General features: G+C 64.0%; 17 protein-coding genes. 7 read left to right on the forward strand and 10 right to left on the reverse strand.

Annotated features, from left to right (window positions below):
- The first annotated feature begins 32 nt into the window (after window positions 1-32).
- Window positions 33-965, forward strand: a complete 933-nt coding sequence (gene gshB / locus PXK07_RS13770; RefSeq protein ID WP_274848909.1) for a glutathione synthase — start codon at window positions 33-35, stop codon at window positions 963-965.
- Window positions 966-1002: 37 nt separating this feature from the next.
- On the opposite strand, the gene PXK07_RS13775 is transcribed toward gshB, so the two are convergent.
- The 4 genes from PXK07_RS13775 to cobU form a co-directional block, all read right to left on the reverse strand.
- Window positions 1003-2505: a YifB family Mg chelatase-like AAA ATPase gene (locus PXK07_RS13775; RefSeq protein ID WP_274848910.1), complete on the reverse strand. Its 1503-nt coding sequence runs from the start codon at window positions 2503-2505 to the stop codon at window positions 1003-1005.
- A 120-nt stretch (window positions 2506-2625) separates the two neighbouring features.
- Window positions 2626-3309: a glutathione S-transferase gene (locus tag PXK07_RS13780; RefSeq protein WP_274848911.1), complete on the reverse strand. Its 684-nt coding sequence runs from the start codon at window positions 3307-3309 to the stop codon at window positions 2626-2628.
- 58 nt (window positions 3310-3367) lie between these two features.
- On the reverse strand, window positions 3368-3946 hold the full coding sequence (locus tag PXK07_RS13785) for a histidine phosphatase family protein (protein WP_274848912.1): 579 nt from the start codon (window positions 3944-3946) through the stop codon (window positions 3368-3370).
- Window positions 3943-4752 (reverse strand): bifunctional adenosylcobinamide kinase/adenosylcobinamide-phosphate guanylyltransferase, encoded by an 810-nt coding sequence (gene cobU, locus PXK07_RS18585; RefSeq protein ID WP_342455876.1) that lies wholly within the window; start codon window positions 4750-4752, stop codon window positions 3943-3945. Before cobU ends, PXK07_RS13785 begins: the two co-directional genes overlap by 4 nt.
- On the opposite strand from cobU, the gene PXK07_RS13795 reads away from it, so the two are divergent.
- The 6 genes from PXK07_RS13795 to PXK07_RS13820 all read left to right on the forward strand — a co-directional run bounded on the left by PXK07_RS13795 (window position 4706) and on the right by PXK07_RS13820 (window position 11423).
- Window positions 4706-5584 carry an RNA polymerase factor sigma-32 gene (locus PXK07_RS13795; RefSeq protein ID WP_274848914.1) on the forward strand — a complete coding sequence of 293 codons (879 nt, stop codon included), beginning with the start codon at window positions 4706-4708 and terminating at the stop codon, window positions 5582-5584. The genes cobU and PXK07_RS13795 overlap by 47 nt on opposite strands.
- 44 nt (window positions 5585-5628) lie before the next feature.
- Window positions 5629-6444 carry a ChaN family lipoprotein gene (locus PXK07_RS13800; protein WP_274848915.1) on the forward strand — a complete coding sequence of 272 codons (816 nt, stop codon included), beginning with the start codon at window positions 5629-5631 and terminating at the stop codon, window positions 6442-6444.
- An 85-nt stretch (window positions 6445-6529) separates the two neighbouring features.
- Window positions 6530-7726, forward strand: coding sequence for a bifunctional phosphopantothenoylcysteine decarboxylase/phosphopantothenate--cysteine ligase CoaBC (coaBC, locus tag PXK07_RS13805; protein ID WP_274848916.1), 1197 nt, complete (start codon window positions 6530-6532; stop codon window positions 7724-7726).
- A 44-nt stretch (window positions 7727-7770) separates the two neighbouring features.
- On the forward strand, window positions 7771-8226 hold the full coding sequence (gene dut / locus PXK07_RS13810) for a dUTP diphosphatase (RefSeq protein WP_274848917.1): 456 nt from the start codon (window positions 7771-7773) through the stop codon (window positions 8224-8226).
- Window positions 8226-9287 carry a HesA/MoeB/ThiF family protein gene (locus PXK07_RS13815; protein ID WP_274848918.1) on the forward strand — a complete coding sequence of 354 codons (1062 nt, stop codon included), beginning with the start codon at window positions 8226-8228 and terminating at the stop codon, window positions 9285-9287. The genes dut and PXK07_RS13815 overlap by 1 nt, the downstream gene beginning before the upstream one ends.
- Before the next feature lie 120 nt (window positions 9288-9407).
- Window positions 9408-11423, forward strand: a complete 2016-nt coding sequence (locus PXK07_RS13820; protein WP_274848919.1) for a M3 family metallopeptidase — start codon at window positions 9408-9410, stop codon at window positions 11421-11423.
- A gap of 36 nt (window positions 11424-11459) precedes the next feature.
- Here PXK07_RS13820 and PXK07_RS13825 read toward each other — a convergent pair whose 3' ends face one another.
- From PXK07_RS13825 to mreC, 6 genes are read right to left on the reverse strand one after another with little or no spacing between them, the layout of a single operon-like run.
- On the reverse strand, window positions 11460-12386 hold the full coding sequence (locus PXK07_RS13825) for a 2-hydroxyacid dehydrogenase (protein WP_274848920.1): 927 nt from the start codon (window positions 12384-12386) through the stop codon (window positions 11460-11462).
- Window positions 12383-12793, reverse strand: a complete 411-nt coding sequence (locus tag PXK07_RS13830) for a VOC family protein (protein WP_274848921.1) — start codon at window positions 12791-12793, stop codon at window positions 12383-12385. Before PXK07_RS13830 ends, PXK07_RS13825 begins: the two co-directional genes overlap by 4 nt.
- Window positions 12794-12818: 25 nt before the next feature.
- A complete protein-coding gene (gene rodA, locus PXK07_RS13835; RefSeq protein WP_274848922.1) occupies window positions 12819-13958 on the reverse strand; it encodes a rod shape-determining protein RodA in 1140 nt (379 codons plus the stop codon).
- The gene (gene mrdA, locus PXK07_RS13840; protein WP_274848923.1) at window positions 13955-15901 is read right to left on the reverse strand and encodes a penicillin-binding protein 2; all 1947 of its coding nucleotides are present in this window, start codon (window positions 15899-15901) and stop codon (window positions 13955-13957) included. The genes rodA and mrdA overlap by 4 nt, the downstream gene beginning before the upstream one ends.
- Window positions 15901-16437, reverse strand: a complete 537-nt coding sequence (locus tag PXK07_RS13845) for a rod shape-determining protein MreD (protein WP_274848924.1) — start codon at window positions 16435-16437, stop codon at window positions 15901-15903. Before PXK07_RS13845 ends, mrdA begins: the two co-directional genes overlap by 1 nt.
- Complete coding sequence (gene mreC, locus PXK07_RS13850) at window positions 16430-17371, reverse strand: rod shape-determining protein MreC (protein WP_274848925.1); 942 nt, start codon at window positions 17369-17371, stop codon at window positions 16430-16432. The genes PXK07_RS13845 and mreC overlap by 8 nt, the downstream gene beginning before the upstream one ends.
- Window positions 17372-17405 lie beyond the last annotated feature (34 nt).

Below are 17405 nucleotides of genomic sequence, written 5' to 3' on the forward strand. Positions count from 1 at the left end.
ATCTATTCGTCGAAACAAGAGGGATGCACTTCATGAAAATCGCCTTCCAGATGGACCCGATCATGGGCGTCAACATCAATGCCGACAGCAGCTTCCGCCTAGCCGAAGAGGCGCAGGCGCGCGGGCATACCCTGTTCTACTACAGCCCCGATCACCTCGCCTATCAGGAAGGGCGCATCACCGCGCGCGGATATGACATGACGGTGCAGCGCGTGGCAGGTGCCCCGGCGGTGCTGGGCGAAGAGCGTGAAGTGGATCTGGCGGATTTCGACGTGGTCTGGCTGCGCCAGGATCCGCCGTTTGACATGCATTACATCACCTCGACCCATCTGCTGGACCGGCTGAAGGGGCAGGCGCTGGTGGTCAATGATCCCTTCTGGGTGCGCAACTACCCGGAAAAACTGCTGGTTCTGGATTTCCCCGAGCTGACGCCGCCCACGGCGATCGCCCGCGACCTTGATACCATCAAGGCCTTCAAGGCCAAGCACGGTGACGTCATCCTGAAGCCGCTTTACGGCAACGGCGGCGCCGGGGTGTTCCGGCTTGATGCCAATGATCGCAACCTCACCTCCTTGCATGAACTCTTTACCGGCTTCAGCCGCGAGCCGCTGATCGTGCAGAAGTTCCTGCCCGACGTCAGCAATGGCGATAAGCGTGTGATCCTCGTGGATGGCGAGGCCGTGGGCGCCATCAATCGCGTGCCCGCCGCTGGCGAGACGCGCTCGAACATGCATGTGGGCGGGCGCCCCGAGAAGATCGGCCTCACCGAGCGCGATCTTGAGATCTGCGCTACCATCGGCCCGCTTCTGAAGGAAAAGGGCCAGATCTTTGTCGGCATCGATGTGATCGGCGACTACCTGACCGAGATCAACGTGACCTCGCCCACCGGTATCCAGGAGCTGGAGCGTTTTGATGGCGTGAATATCGCCGAGAAGGTCTGGCAGGCGATCGAAGCCAAGCTGTAAGACATTTCGGCTGGCGTCCTATTGCGCCAGCCGCAACTCATTGTGCCAGCCGGAACCCCAGCGCCTCTGCCACATGGGGGCGGAGGATGTTCGGTTCTCCTTCCAGATCGGCAATGGTGCGTGCCACCCGCAGTACCCGGTGATAGCCGCGCGCGGTCAGGGAAAACCGGTCGGCGGCCTTGTGCAGCAGCGCGCGGCTTTCGGTATCGAGCGTGGCAATCTCTTCCAAAAGCGCGCCTTCGGCATCGGCATTCAGGCGGACCTCGGGCTGATCCTTGAACCTCTCCTCTTGCAGATCGCGCGCAGCGGCAACGCGCTGGGCAACTTCGGCGGAGCCTTCGGCAGTGGTGGGCAGATCCAGATCGCTATAGGGCACCGGTGGCACCTCGATGCGCAGATCGAACCGGTCCATCAGCGGGCCGGATATGCGGCCCATGTAATCCTCGGCGCAGATCGGCGCGCGGGAACAGGCGCGGGACGGATCGGCCAGATGACCGCATTTGCAGGGGTTGGCGGCGGCCACCAGCATGAAGCGGCTGGGGTATTTCACATGGGCATTGGCGCGGGCCACCATGACTTCGCCAGTCTCCAGGGGCTGGCGCAGGGTTTCCAGAACGGGCCTGGAGAATTCCGGCAGTTCGTCCAGAAACAACACGCCATTGTGGGCCAGGCTGATCTCGCCCGGCTGGGCGCGCCGTCCGCCGCCGACGATGGCGGCCATCGACGCGGTATGGTGTGGTTCGCGAAAGGGACGGCTGCGGTTGATGCCGCCATCCTCGATCAAGCCGCAAAGGGATTGGATCATCGAGGTTTCCAATGCCTCAGCCGGGGTCAGCGGCGGCAGGATTGTCGGCAGGCGCGCCGCCAGCATGGATTTCCCCGATCCCGGCGGGCCGATCATCAACAGGTGATGCCGCCCGGCGGCGGCGATCTCCAGCGCGCGTTTGGCGCGTTCCTGTCCTTTGACGTCGCGCAGATCGCGGGCACCAAGGGCATCTGTGACCTCACCCGCGACGGCCTCGGCCAGGGGCATCTTGCCGGTGAAATGGCGCACTACATCCAGAAGGCTGCTGGCGCCGATGACCCGCGCGGCATCGACCCAGGCGGCCTCGGCCCCCGAGGCCTTGGGGCAGAGCAGCAGCCGGTCTTCGCTGGCGGCAGTCATGGCGGCGGGCAGGGCGCCCACGACGGGGATCAGCGTACCGTCAAGGGAGAGTTCGCCAAGCGCGATGGTCTCGCTCGCGGCCTCTGCAGGGATCACTTCGATGGCCGCCAGAAGCGCCAGCGCGATGGGCAGATCGAAATGACTGCCCTCCTTTGGCAGATCGGCAGGCGAGAGGTTCACCGTGATCCGTTTCGACGGCAGTGCGATCGACATCGCCGCAAAGGCCGAGCGCACCCTTTCGCGCGCTTCGCTCACCGCCTTGTCCGGCAGTCCGACGATGGAAAAGGCGGGCAGGCCCGGTACCACGGCGCATTGCACCTCCACCGGGCGGGCCTCCACCCCCTGAAAGGCAACCGTATAGGCCCGCGAAATCATGCCGCTCTATCCCCCTGAAACTGCCGATGAAAACCATAGCGAGCGGGGGATCGGAGTCGTTAGATAAACACGTTATGAGTGTGTTTTTGACGGTGTTTTCGCGGTGCTTGGGGCTGTGCGCTAGCTCAGGGTCCAATCGCGCCGGGGCAGGTCCAAGGCGTAGGGTTCGGGATCATATGTGACCTCTCGCGCCTGTTCCTGCCAGCGCAAGACGGCGGGATCCGACAGCAGCGCGCGGCAATAGGCGCGGGTTTCGGCCGCTACCGGCAGGTCATAGCCGACGATCCGCGCCGCCACCGGCGTGTAGAAGACATCGGCAAGGCTGTAATCGCCAAAGAGCCAGCCTTCGCTTGCGCCCGAGATATTACGGGCGTGGGCGAACAGGGCCTCGATCCGGGCCAGGTCCTTGAGCACGGCGTCAGAGGGGGCAAAGCCCTCCCAGATATGGCTCAGCTGCATGGCGCAATCGCCGCGCAGGGCGGAAAAGCCGCAGGCCATTTCAGCCACCAGCCAGCGCGCGGTGGCGCGGGCTGCCGGATCCTTGGGCCAAAGCCCAGCCTCCGGGTGGCGCTCGGCCAGGGTTTCGGCCATGGCAATGCTTTCGCCGATCACGATGCCTTCGGGGGTGCGCAGGGTCGGCACCAGCCGCGCAGGGGCCAGATCCGCGAGATCAGCCGCCATGGTTCCGGAATAGAGCCCCACCATATGCACCACATGGGGGAGCGAGAATTTTTCGAGCATGAGCCAGCCGCGCAAGGACCAGCTGGAATACATGCGGTCACCAATAAAAAGATCATATGTCATGGGGGCAGGCTACCTTGATCGGGCGCGGTCCCAAATCGATTGTTTGTGCGCCAGGCCATCACGGAAGGTGATTGATCCGCTTGGTCTGCCAGCCGTTCGGCGCGCAGTGGATCTCGGTCAGGGAAAGGTTGTCGATCCGGTGAGAGAAAGCCTCTTCCGCCGTCAGCCGCTCTGCGCGCTGGATCTGGGTCAGGATCTGGCCGAAATGGCCGACGACGATCAGGTCGCGGCCCTGATGTGAGGCGATCAACCCGTCGATGGCGCGATTCACGCGGGCACAGACCTCGTTCCAGCTTTCGCCGCCGGGCGGGCGCACATCGCCGGGGCTTTCCCAATAGGCACGGATGCGCGCGGGGTCTTCGGCGTCTATGTCCTTCCAAGTGCGCAATTCCCAGGCGCCAAAGTGGATCTCCCGCAGGTCGGGCAGGTGATCGAGGCGCCTGCGCCCCCGTGCGATGGCGCTGGCGGTATCGGCAGCGCGGGAGAGATCGGATGAGACCACCAGTGCCTCATCGGGGAGGGCAGAGGACAGGCGATCCAGCGCTGCCCTATCCGACAGATCGGCGGGCAGATCGGACCAGCCGACCATGGATTTTGCATGGGTGGGGCCGTGGCGCACAAGGAATAGCCGGGTCATGGCAGGCTGCCTTTCAGAACCAGCGGCAGACCGGCGGTGACCTGCACAACGGTATCGGCGCGCGCGGCCAGCGCGATATTGAGCCGTCCTTGCGCCTCGCGAAAGCGCCGCGCCAGTGCATTTTCCGGCACGATGCCGAGGCCGGTTTCATTGGAGACGATCACCAGCTCCGCCGGGCAGGCATCGATGGCTTGCAGCAGGTTCTGTGTTTCCGCCTCAAGGTCATGCTCTGCCAGGAGGTGATTGGTCAACCACATGGTGGCGCAGTCCATCAGGCAGATCGCGTCCGCAGGCAGATCCGGCAATACCCTGCTGGCCTCCAAGGGTTCCTCATGGGTGGTCCAGCCGCTGCCGCGCTGCGCCAGATGTTTCGTGACCTTCGCGCGCATTTCCTGATCAAGTATTTGTGAAGTGGCCCAGTAAACCCTTGGCTTGTCAGCGGATATGCAGATGTTTTCGGCGAATGCGGACTTCCCCGATGCGGCCCCGCCGAGAATGAGTGTGACAGCTGCTGACAAGTCTCTTAACCTGATCCCTGATGGTTTTGGGGATTTGGGTATCTGCTGATCCTTCCTGAGACAAGTGCGAAGACCATGGATGGCCAGCTGTCGGATCAAGCACTGTCGCTGCGGCCTGGGCCTGTCAGTCGACCTGCCAGTCGAGCCGCCGCGTTGGGGGCGGCAGATTTGCTTTCGCCCAGAATGATCCGGTTCCGCCTTCGCCGCGTAGTACAGAGTATAATGTTTCGAGGGGAGTATCATGGCACTTGACACGACCACTGAAAACCCGCTGCCGCGGAAGGCCATGAAGGCCGAGCTCTTGGATGCTGAAACGGAGCTGAAACTTGCCTATGCCTGGCGCGACAACCGGGATGAGCAAGCGCTGCATCGCCTGATCCACGCCTATATGCGGCTGGCGATCTCGATGGCGGCCAAGTTTAAACGTTACGGCGCCCCGATGAATGATCTCATCCAGGAGGCGGGCGTCGGCCTGATGAAGGCTGCGGACAAGTTCGATCCCGACCGCGGTGTGCGGTTTTCGACCTATGCGGTCTGGTGGATCAAGGCCTCGATCCAGGACTATGTGATGCGCAACTGGTCGATGGTGCGCACAGGCTCCACCTCTTCGCAAAAGTCGCTGTTCTTCAACATGCGCCGGGTGCAGGCGCAGCTGGAACGTGAAGCCAGCGCTGCCGGTGTGGAGTTGGACAGGCATCAGCTCAACCAGCAGATCGCGGCGGAAATCGGTGTGCCCCTGCGCGATGTGGAAATGATGGATGGACGCCTGTCCGGATCGGATTTCTCGCTGAACGCGCTGCAGTCCTCGGATGACGAGGGGCGCGAATGGATCGAGGCGCTGGAGGATGACAGCGCCCAGGCCGCCGAACTGGTGGAGGAGGAACACGACCGCCGCCAATTGCGGGCCTGGCTGGTCGAGGCGCTGCAGGCGCTCAACGACCGGGAGCGCTTCATCATCACCGAACGGAAACTGCGCGAGGAGCCGCGCACCCTGGAAAGCCTTGGGCTGGAACTGAACCTGTCCAAGGAGCGTGTGCGTCAGCTGGAGGCCGCCGCGTTTCAAAAGATGCGAAAGACCCTTGAAGGGCGCTCGCGGGAGGTGCACAACTTCCTCTCATGAGAAAGTTGATTCTTTTTGTCGGAAAGGCCGTCGCCGTGAGCGCGATGGCACTTTTTGCAGCGATCCCTGCCACTGCTCCGGTGCAGGCTGGGTCAGAAACGCCCGTTGCCGAAACGGCTGAGGCCGCAGCGGGTCAGTTGCGTGGCGCCGATGTGGTCATCCTTGGCGAGGTGCATGACAACCCAGGGCATCACCTCAATCAGGCACAGATCCTGTCCAGCCTCGCGCCCTCGGCCGTGGTCTGGGAGATGATCACCCAGGAACAGGCAGAGCGTCTGACGCCAGAGATCCTGGGCAATGCCTCGGACACAGCCTCCACCCTGAATTGGGAGACCTCCGGCTGGCCGGAGTTTGACCTCTATGCTCCGATCTTTGCCGCTGCGGTTTCCAACCGCCACTACGGTGCCTTGGTGCCCCGGGCCGAGGCGCGCGCGGCGCTGGAGCAGGGTGTTGCCAACTATTTTGGCGCGCGCGCCGGGGACTTCGGCCTCGATCAACCCTTGCCAGAGGCGGAGCAATCCGCACGCGAGGCGGACCAGATGGCCAATCATTGCAATGCCATGCCCGAAGAGATGCTGCCGGTGCTGGTGGATTTCCAGCGCCTGCGCGATGCAGCCCTTGCCGAAGCGGCCGATCGCGCCCTGAGCGAAACCGGAGGGCCGGTGGTTGTGATCACCGGCAATGGCCATGCGCGGCTGGATCGGGGGCTGGCGGTCTACCTGAAACACGCCCGCCCAGAGGCGCGTATCGTCAGCCTCGGCCAAAGCGAGGGCGGCGCGATCAGTGGCGATTTCGATCTGCTTCTGGACAGCCCCGGCGTTGACCGCCCGGACCCCTGCCTGGCCTTCAAGAAGGACTGAGCCGAAAACCGTTTCACACTTGGCGCGGCGCGCAGTAAGGTCGGCGCCGCAACTGTGCGCCCATGGATGGGCCGGGAACGGGTAAATGCTGGCTGGCAAACATATTCTACTGATCATCGGCGGCGGGATCGCGGCCTATAAGGCGCTGGAGCTGATCCGCCGACTGCAGGAAAAGGGGGCAAGCGTGGCCCCGGTCCTGACCCGCGCGGGCGAGGAATTCGTGACGCCCCTGTCCGTTTCGGCCCTGGCCGGGGCGCCGGTCCATCGGGATCTGTTCGATCTGACTTCCGAGGCAGAGATGGGCCATATCCAGCTGTCGCGCAGCGCCGATCTGGTGGTCGTGGCGCCTGCCACCGCCGATCTGATGGCAAAGATGGCCCAAGGGCTGGCCAACGATCTGGCCTCCACCCTGTTGCTGGCGACCGATACGCCGGTGCTGGTCGCGCCCGCGATGAACGTGCGCATGTGGAAACACCCGGCCACCCAACGCAATATCGAGGTGTTGAAGGGAGACGGGATCTATTTTGTCGGCCCCAACGAGGGCGGCATGGCGTGCGGTGAATTCGGCCCCGGTCGTATGGCCGAACCCGAGGAGATCGTCGCGGCCATTGCCGCGCAGTTCCGCCAAGGGCCGCTCAGCGGCAAGCGGATCGTGGTGACCTCTGGTCCGACCCATGAGCCGATCGACCCGGTGCGCTATATCGCCAACCGTTCCTCCGGGGCGCAGGGGACTGCGGTGGCCCGTGCTCTGAGCGAGTTGGGCGCGGAGGTGGTGTTCATCACGGGCCCGGCAACGGTCCGGCCCCCCAAGGGGGTGGATGTGGTGCCCGTCGAAAGCGCACTGGAAATGCAGGCCGCCGTCGAGGCTGCCCTGCCGGCCGATGCCGCCGTCTTTGCCGCTGCAGTGGCGGATTGGCGGGTGGCGAGTGCTTCGGACCGCAAGCTCAAGAAATCGAAGGACGGGTTGCCGACGCTGGAGTTCGCCGAAAACCCGGACATCCTGAAAACCGTATCGCATATGCCGCAGGGGCGCCCGGGCCTGGTGGTGGGATTTGCCGCCGAAACCAATGACGTGCTGGACAACGCCACCGCGAAACGCCTGCGCAAGGGCTGCGACTGGATCGTGGCCAATGACGTGTCCCCTGCGACCGGCATCATGGGCGGCAGCGAGAATGCCGTCACCCTGATTTCGGAAGACGGTGCCGAGGACTGGCCGCGCATGGGCAAGGACGAGGTCGCGCGCAAGCTGGCGCGGCGGATCGCCTCCGCTCTGACAGACTGAGCGCCCTGCTTTGAGATCCCCGATATATCCGACAAGGAGCCGAAATGGTCACGATCCTCATTCGCCGTGAGCCCGATGCAGATGCCGATCTGCCGCTGCCCTCCTATGAAACCTCAGGTGCGGCGGGTGCCGATCTGCGGGCCGATCTGCCGGAGCGGGGCAGTATCGTGCTGGAGCCGGGCGCGCGTGCGCTGGTGCCCACGGGCCTGCGGGTGGAAATCCCTGACGGCTACGAGATACAGATCCGGCCGCGCTCGGGCTTGGCGTTGAAACACGGGATCACCCTGCCAAATACGCCGGGCACCATCGACAGCGATTATCGCGGGCCTTTGGGAGTGATTGTCCTAAATGCCGGGCAAGAGCGGTTCGAGATCGCCCATGGCGACCGGATTGCGCAGATGGTGGTGGCACCGGTGCTGCAGGCGCGCTTCGAATTGGTCGATGCGCTGAGCGAGACGACGCGCGGTAGCGGCGGTTTTGGATCAACAGGGAGGAGCTGATGGTCCTTGTCTTGGGCCTTGCGGGACTGATCTGGTGGTGCGGGCGCCTCATGGGGATGCAGCGGGCGCTGCGTCTGGCGCTGCTTTTGGTGCTGTTTGGCGCCGTGTTGCTGCTGCAGCTGACCCTGCCAGAGGGCAACGGCCTGCGCGCGGCCACTGGCGGGTCGGCGCGGTCCTGGCTGCTTCTGGGCGGTGTCGCGCTGATGATCGGCGCCTACAGCTGGGGGGTTGCGTGGCTTCGGCAACGGGCCGATGGGCAAGATGAGGAGACATCGCAAGGGGATGCCAATCCCAAACCGGGGCGGTTTTCCGAGACCGAGCTCAACCGCTATGCCCGCCATATCGTCCTGCGCGAATTGGGCGGGCCGGGGCAGAAGAAGCTGAAGAACGCCAGGGTGCTGGTGGTCGGGGCAGGGGGGCTGGGCGCGCCCGCGCTGCAATACCTGGCGGCGGCAGGTGTGGGCACCATCGGGGTCATCGATGACGATGTGGTGGAAAACGCCAACCTCCAGCGTCAGGTCATCCACCGGGACGAAGACATCGGCGTCCCCAAGGTGTTTTCGGCAGAGCGCACGATGGTGGCGCAGAACCCGTTTGTGACCGTGCACCCCTATCATCGCCGCCTGACCGAGGAGATCGCCTCCGATCTTTTTGCAGACTATGACATCATCCTTGATGGCACCGATAATTTCGAAAGCCGGTATCTCTCGAACCGCACCGCCGTGGCGCTGGGCAAACCGCTGATCTCGGGAGCCTTGTCGCAGTGGGAGGGGCAGCTTTCGGTGTTCCATCCCAAGACAGGCGGCCCCTGTTACCAGTGCATCTTCCCCGAGGCCCCGGCACCGGGGCTTGCGCCCAGCTGTTCAGAGGCCGGCGTGATCGGCCCCCTGCCGGGCGTCGTCGGCGCGATGATGGCGGTGGAGACGATCAAGCAGATCACCGGCGCCGGAGAGGTGCTGCGCGGCTCCATGCTGATCTACGATGCCCTTTATGGCGAAAGCCGCCGCATCGGTCTGAAACAGCGCCAGGATTGCCCGATCTGCGCAGGCAAGGATGGCTGATTGGGCTGCCGCCGCCCGGTTTTCTGCGCTTTTGATTGAATGATCCGGGGGATTGCGCGCGGCCCCTCTGGACGCTGCCGGGGTGCAGGCATAGCTTCTGATCCAAAGGAGGCCTTGCCCATGACCAACCCGCTTTTGTCCCGCTGGGACACACCCTTCGAGATCGCGCCCTTCGACAGCATTTCGGACGAGGATTTTGCCCCTGCGCTGGAAGAGGCCCTTGCCGCGCACAACGCACAGATCGAGGCGATCGCAAACAATCCTGAGCCGCCCACATTCGCCAATGTGATCGAGGCGCTGGAGGCGCCCTGCCGCCCGATGGAGCAGGTCCTGTCGGTTTTTTACACCGTGGCCGGTGCCGACAGTAACTCCAAGCGGCAAGAGCTGCAGCGGGCGTTTTCCCCGAAACTGGCGGCACATTACTCGGCCATCACCGCGAACAAGGCGCTTTATGCGCGGGTGAAGGCGGTCTGGGACCAGCGCGAGGATCTGGACCTTTCGGACGAACAGCAGCGGGTGTTGATGCTGACCCATCGCGGCTTCGTGCGCGGCGGTGCGGCGCTGGAAGGCGCGGACGACGCCCGCATGCAGGAGATCAAGGGGCGCCTGGCCACCCTTGGCACGGAGTTCACCCAGAACCTGTTGGCGGATGAACGCGAGTGGTTCATGGAACTTTCGGAGGAAGATCTGGAAGGTCTACCGGAATTCGCCGTTGCCGCGGCCCTCGCTGCGGGCAAGGAAAAGGGCGTGAAAGGACCGGTCGTCACCACGTCGCGGTCGATCATCACGCCGTTTTTGAAATTCTCCCCCCGCCGGGATCTGCGCGAAAAGGCGTTTCAGGCCTGGGCTGCGCGCGGTGCCAATGGCGGCGAGACGGACAACCGGGCCATCGCGGCAGAGATCCTGTCGTTGCGCGAAGAACGCGCCAAGCTCTTGGGCTATGAGAATTTCGCCGCCTACAAGCTGGAAACCGAAATGGCCAAGACGCCGGAGGCGGTGCGTGGCCTTTTGATGGATGTCTGGGGGCCTGCCAAGGCGCGTGCGGATCAGGATGCCGCGGTACTGACCGAGATGATGCAGGGGGATGGGATCAATGGCGATCTGGAACCCTGGGACTGGCATTACTATTCCGAGAAACGCCGCAAGATCGAACATGATCTGGATGAGGCGGAGCTGAAACCCTACCTGCAACTGGACCGGATGATCGAAGCGTCATTCGCCTGCGCCAACCGCCTGTTCGGGCTGGAGTTCGCGCCGCTTGACGTGCCGCTTTATCATCCCGATTGCCGCGCCTGGGAGGTCACGCGGAACGGCGAACATGTGGCGGTCTTCATCGGCGATTACTTCGCGCGGGGATCGAAACGCTCCGGCGCCTGGTGCTCGGCCATGCGCAGCCAGGCGAAGTTCCCGGAAAAACAGGCGCCCGTGGTGATCAACGTCTGCAATTTCGCCAAGGGGGAGCCTGCGCTTCTGTCCTATGACGATGCGCGTACCCTGTTCCACGAATTCGGCCATGCGCTGCATCAGATGTTGTCGGATGTGACCTATGAAAGCATTTCCGGCACGTCCGTGGCGCGCGATTTCGTGGAACTGCCCTCGCAACTCTATGAGCACTGGCTGGAAGTGCCCGAGGTCTTAAGCGAATTCGCCACCCATGCGGAAACCGGCGAGGCGATGCCCAAGGAGATGCTCGACAAGGTTCTGGGTGCCGCCACTTACGACATGGGTTTTCAGACGGTGGAGTACGTGGCCTCGGCTCTCGTTGATCTGGCCTTCCACGATGGCGCGGCCCCGGCCGATCCGATGGCCAGGCAGGCCGAGGTTCTGGCAGAGATCGGCATGCCCCATGCGATCATCATGCGCCACGCGACACCGCATTTCGCCCATGTGTTCTCGGGTGATGGCTACAGCTCGGGCTATTACAGCTACATGTGGTCCGAGGTGATGGATGCCGATGCCTTTGCCGCCTTTGAAGAAGCTGGGGGGGCCTTTGATCCCGAGCGGGCCAAGGCGTTGGAGGAACATATCCTGTCCTCGGGCGGCTCCAAGGACCCGGCAGAACTATACACCGCCTTCCGGGGACGCCTGCCCGGGGTGGATGCCCTGCTGAAAGGCCGGGGTCTGGCCGCCAAGTAAGGCTTCTGCGCCGGGGGCTTCCCCGGCGCAACGCGTTCAATAGCCGAGGTCTCGGTTCACGAGATTGAGGAACGGTTCGCCCGCCTCGCCGCGCCGGATGTTTTCTGCAATCGCCTCGGAGGCGGTGCTGGCACGGGTCTCTGCCGCGATATGCGGTGTGACGGTGACGTTTGGATGCGCCCAATAGGGATCATCGGCGGGCAGGGGCTCCACCCGGAAGACATCCAGCGTGGCATGACCCACCTGACCAGTGTCGAGCGCGGCCAATAGGGCGGCATCGTCGATCAGCGGACCACGGCCCGGATTGATGATCCGCGCGCCCTTGGGCAGCAGGGAGAGGGTCTCTGCATTCAGGATATTTGTTGTCGCGGGCGTATCCGGCAACAGAAGCACCACGATCTCTGCCGTTGCCAGCGCCTGTTTCAGCCCGTCGTCGCCGTGCAGGCAGGTGATCCCGTCGATCTCCTTGGGCGAGCGCGACCAGCCGGTGACCGGGAAACCGATCCGGGCAAGGCTTTGCGCGCAGGCGCTTCCCAGGGCGCCAAGGCCGAGCAGGGTCACGGGGCGTTCAAAGGCCAGTGGCGGCACGATGGGCTCCCACCGATCCTGCACAGTGATCGAGCGGTCGATACCCAGATGATAGCGCAGAACGTGGCCCGTGACCCATTCCGCCATCCCCGCCGTCAGGCCGGGATCCACCATCCGGCACAGCGGCATGGTCAGGGTCTGGTTGCCGGTGATCTTTTCCACGCCCGCCCAGAGGTTCAGCACCGCCTTGCAGCGGGTATAGGGGGTAAAGTCCTGCAGGTCGGAATTGGGCGCATAGACCACGTAATCCACCTGATCGGGAGCGTGATCCAGGCGCAAGTCCACCTCCAGCCCGGCCTTGTCGAAGGCGGTCTTCAGCGGTTCGCGGTAAGTCTCCCAACGGGCGGGAAGGGCGGCGAATTGCACGTTGATCATGTGGCGAACACTCCGGCCATATCGGCAAAGCCCTTGATCTCGATCGGGTTGCCCGCAGGATCATGAAAGAACATGGTGCTCTGCTCTCCGGGCTGGCCTTCGAAACGGGTGGTGGGGGCGATGGTGAAATCAATGCCTTCGGCCAGCAGCCGGTCGGCCAGTGCGCGCCACTCTTCCTGTGGCAGGATCACGCCCAGATGCGGCATCGGCACCATGTGATCGCCGACCTTGCCGGTGTTGGCGGTGGCAAAGACCGGGCCAAGGTGCAGCGAGATCTGATGCCCGAAGAAGTTGAAATCGACCCAGGTATCGGTGCTGCGCCCCTCTTGGCAACCCAGGGTGCCGCCATAAAAGGCGCGGGCCTTTTGCAGATCGTCAACGTGATAGGCGAGGTGAAAGATGCTCATGGGGCAATGTCCTTGATTGGCCGGATTAACGGGGGCGGTGGATATTGGCGCTTTGCACCAGGCCAAAGGCCGCCAGCAGCACCAGCATGGCCGATCCGCCATAAGAGACCAGCGGCAGCGGAACGCCAACGACCGGGGCCAGCCCCATCACCATCGACATGTTCACCGCAAAGAACAGGAAAAACGTGATGGCGATGCCCAAGGTCACCAGCGATGAGAACCGATCTCGGGCGGCAAGGGCGGTTGCAACGCAGAAGATGATGATCAGCACATAGAGGCTGAGAAGGGTAAAACCGCCGATGAAGCCGAATTCCTCGGCCAGGGTGGTGAAGATGAAATCGGTGTGTTTTTCCGGCAGGAAGTTCAGCCGTGACTGGGTGCCTTGCATGTAGCCGCGCCCTGACCAGCCGCCCGATCCCAGGGCGATCTTGGACTGGGTGATGTGATAGCCCGCTCCCAGCGGATCCTGGGAGGGGTCCAGGAAGGTGTCGATGCGGCGGAACTGGTAGTCCTTGATCAGCTGCCATTCCGTGCCACGGCTCTGGAAGACGGCGGTGAGCAGACCAACGGCGGCGGCAATCACGGCGGCGAAATAGGCCCAGTGCACACCGGCCAGGAACATCACGCCGCCCCCCGCTGCCATCAACAGGATCGAGGTGCCAAGGTCCGGCTGACGCAGCACCAGGAAGGTGGGGATCAGGATCATCAGGACCGGCACCGCCACCCAGAACAGGCGCGAGGTCTTTTCGGCCGGAAGCCAGTCGTAATAGGCGGCGAGCAGCATCACCAGGGTGATCTTCATCAATTCGGATGGCTGCAGGCGCATGAAGCCAAGATCGATCCAGCGCTGCGCCCCCATGCCGACGGTGCCGAAGAACTCCACCGCCAAGAGCAGCACCAGCGACATCACATAGGCCAGCGCCGAGATATTGCGCCAGAACCAGATCGGTACCATGGCCACCACCACCATGACGACCATGCCCAGGGCAAAGCGTTTTGCCTGCGGCTCGGCCCAGGGGGAAAAGGATCCTCCGGCCACCGAATAGAGCATCAGGAAGCCAACCCCCGCGACCGAGGCCAGGAGCAGGGTCAGCGGCCAGTTCAGGTACAGGATCTTGCGCAGCCCCGTGGGGGTGGATTTGGCGTGATGTTCAAGATAGCTCATGCGCGGTCATTGCCCTCCGCGTCCTGGCGCTGCAGGCGCTCGCGCTCCAGCCGTTCCTGTTGCGCCTTGATCCGGCTGCGGTCTCCCTTCGGGTAGGCCGCAAGCGGGGGCGTGCCGCCATAAAGCGCCTGTAGCAGCACATCGCGGGCAATCGGGGCCGCAGCGGTGGAGCCGCCGCCGCCATGTTCCACGACCACAGAGACCGCGAAGCGCGGGTTGTCAAAGGGGGCATAGGCCACGTAAAGCGCATGATCGCGTCGCTCCCAGGGCAGATCCTCGTTGCGGATGACCCCTGCGGCCCGTTCGGCGGCGGTGATGTTGCGCACCTGGCTGGTGCCGCTTTTTCCCGCCATGCGCATGTCTTCGGCAATGATCCGAGAGCGATAGCCGGTGCCCCGCCGGTCGTTGCTGACCGAGAACATGCCCTTGCGGACGCTGCGCAGGTGGTTCTCATTGAGGCCAAGCGGTTCCGCCTCATTGCCTGACTGGTCGATACCATCAAGCGATTTCAGCAGCCGCGGCGTGATATTGCGGCCGGAGGCGATCCGCGCCGTCATCACCGCCAGCTGCATGGGCGAGGCCAGCATGTAGCCCTGCCCGATCGAGGCGTTCGCCGTGTCACCGATCAGCCAGTCCTGCCCATGAACCCGCTGTTTCCAGTCGCGGTTCGGCGCCAGCCCGCTTGCCACGGCGGACATCGGCAGATCGTGGCGCACCCCCAGGCCCAGGCGGTTGGCCATGGCGGAAATCTTGTCGATCCCCACCTTCATGGCCACATCGTAGTAATAGACATCGCAGGACTGCTTGAGCGAGGTGTTGAGATCCACATGTCCGTGGCCTGCGCGTTTCCAGCAGTGGAATTTGCGTCCCGAGACCTCCAGGTGACCGGGGCAATAGACGGTATCGTTGGGACCGATCACACCGTCTTCGAGTGCGGCCAGGGCGGTCACCATCTTGAAGGTGGAGCCGGGCGGATAGGTGCCCTGAACCGCCTTGTTGGCCAGCGGGCGATAGGGGTCTTCGGTCAGCATGCGGTAGTCGCCAACCGAAATGCCGCGCACGAATAGGTTTGGATCGAAACTGGGTGAAGAGGCGATGGCATGCACATCGCCATTGCGGCAATCGACGATCACGGCGGCGGCGCTTTCCTTGCCCAGACGCGCCTGAACATAGCTCTGCAGGGTGGCATCCACCGTCAGCTGCATATCCGCGCCGGGTTCTCCTTCGCGCCGGTCGAGCTCGCGCATGACCCGGCCGGTGGCATTGACCTCGACCCGTTTGGCGCCTGCCTTGCCGCGCAGGGCATCTTCGCTCTTGGCTTCGAAGCCGACCTTGCCGATCTGGAAACGCGGGATGCGCAGGATCGGTTCAGGCGACTCGATCTTGCTGAGATCATAGTCCGATACCGGCCCCACATAGCCTACCACATGGGCAAAGGCATCGCCCTGCGGGTAATAGCGGGTCAGGCCCACCTCGGGTGTGATCCCCGGCAGGGCAGGGGCGTTGACCGCCACTTTCGAGACATCCTCCCAGCCGATCTGATCGGCGAGCGTCACCGGCAGGAAGGGCGGAGAGCGGCGCATCTCGGCCAGGGCTCGTTCCAGGTCTTCCGGGTCCAGCGGGATCAGCCGCGACAGATCCGCAATCACCTGCCCCACGTCGCCTGCGTCCTCGGGCACGATGGTGATGCGGTAAGACGGGGAATTCTGCGCCAGCGTGATCCCGTTACGGTCAAAAATCTCGCCTCTGGCCGGGGGAAGCAGGCGGATGTTGATGCGGTTCTCCTCGGCCAGCAGGCGGAACTGATCGGCCTGATCGACCTGAAGATAGCGCATGCGTGCCGCCAAGCCGCCGGCAAAGGCCAGCTGGAGCCCGCCCAGCAGCAGCGTCCGGCGCGTCAGCTTGCGGTGGGTGAATTCCAGCTCTCTCGGGTTGCGTCTCATCAGCGGCTACCCAGGACTTCGGCCTCGGCCGGTGACAGTTTGCGCACCCCAAGCAGCTGTTGGCTGAACAGGACAACCAATGGGTAGACGGCAATGGTCAGCACCGCCTGGATCAGGGTCAGCCCCAATGGCGCCTGCGCGACGGCGAGAATGGCCAGGATGGCGCGGTTCAGGACCACGATGCCAGAGATCACCATGGCCACGGCCAGCCATTCGGCGGCAAAGGCGGTTTCCGGGTGTGGCAGGACCCGGGATTTCAGGAATTCGCAGCCCAGCACCACCAGCAGGGCGAACAGGCCCGGCGGGCGCTGAAACAGCATATCCGCCATCAGCATGGTCGCGCCCAGCAGCAGCACCGGAACAAAATCCGGGCGCCGCAACGACCAAGCCAGGGCCAGCGCCAGCAGCAGATCCGGTGGCGCCCAGCGGCTGGGCAGCGTGTCCAGGGGCAGCAAGTGGAAGAACAAGAGCACAAGTGCCAAGGCCGGAAAGGCCATCCGCATCAACCAGATCCGCCCGGGCGAGGTGCTAGCCATTGCCGCCTCCCTCTTGGCTGGAGAGGGATTGCGGAGCCGGGTCGCCGGAGCGCTCTGGCAGAAGCGCCGCATCCGGGGGCGGCACCACCAGGGCGCCGGGTTCCGTGATCGCCTCAGCGCCCTGGTGGCGCAGAACCCGCAGGAACTCGAGCCGCTCATAGTCAGCAGAAAGGCGCACGCGCTTGCGCCCGGCGCGATCCGCCGCGACCTGTCCGATCAGCAGCCCAGGCGGAAAGACCGATCCATCGCCAGAGGTGATGACCCGATCACCGGCGCGCACCAGATCGGGGTTTTCCAGGAAGTCGATCACCGGTGCGGCGGTGTTGTCGCCGGTCACCAGTGCGGTCTGCCCCGAGGGCTGGATCACCGCGGGCACGGCGCTGGCCGCATCGGTCAGCAGGATCACGCGGGCGGTGTCCTGGCCGGTACCGGAAATGCGCCCCACCAAGCCGATACCATCCATGGCCGCCCAGCCATCCTGGATGCCGTCGCGGGCGCCGATATTGAGGATCACCGACTGGCGGAAGGGGGATCCGCTGTCCGCCATCACCACGCCGGTGATATAGGTGAGCTTGGGATCAAGGCGCACGTTGTTGAGGTCCAGAAGCCGGGCGTTTTCCTGCTCCAATTGCAGGGCGGCCTCTTTCCAGGCCCGCATCTGGCGCAGTTCTGAGCGCAGCTCGCGGTTCTGCTCGGACAGGCGCTGATAGCTTTGGAAATCCCGGACCAGGTTGATCGCACCGGTCACCGGCACCATGGCCCAATCCATGCTGGGCACCACGGTGTCGACCAGCTGGGCACGGAACCGTTCCACCCGCGGGCTGTCGATCCGCCAGACCAGGAAAATGGCCGCAAGGCACAGGCAGACCAGCCCGATCAGCAGACGGCGCAGCGGGCCGGAAAAATCTTCGCGCTGTGACCGGTCCTTGGCCAAGGGGTTCCTTTCGGGCTTGGCTCACCCCGCTATA

Origin of the sequence: Phaeobacter sp. QD34_24, assembly GCF_028890115.1 — a bacterium.
In the GTDB taxonomy this organism is placed as follows: Bacteria; Pseudomonadota; Alphaproteobacteria; order Rhodobacterales; family Rhodobacteraceae; genus Phycobacter.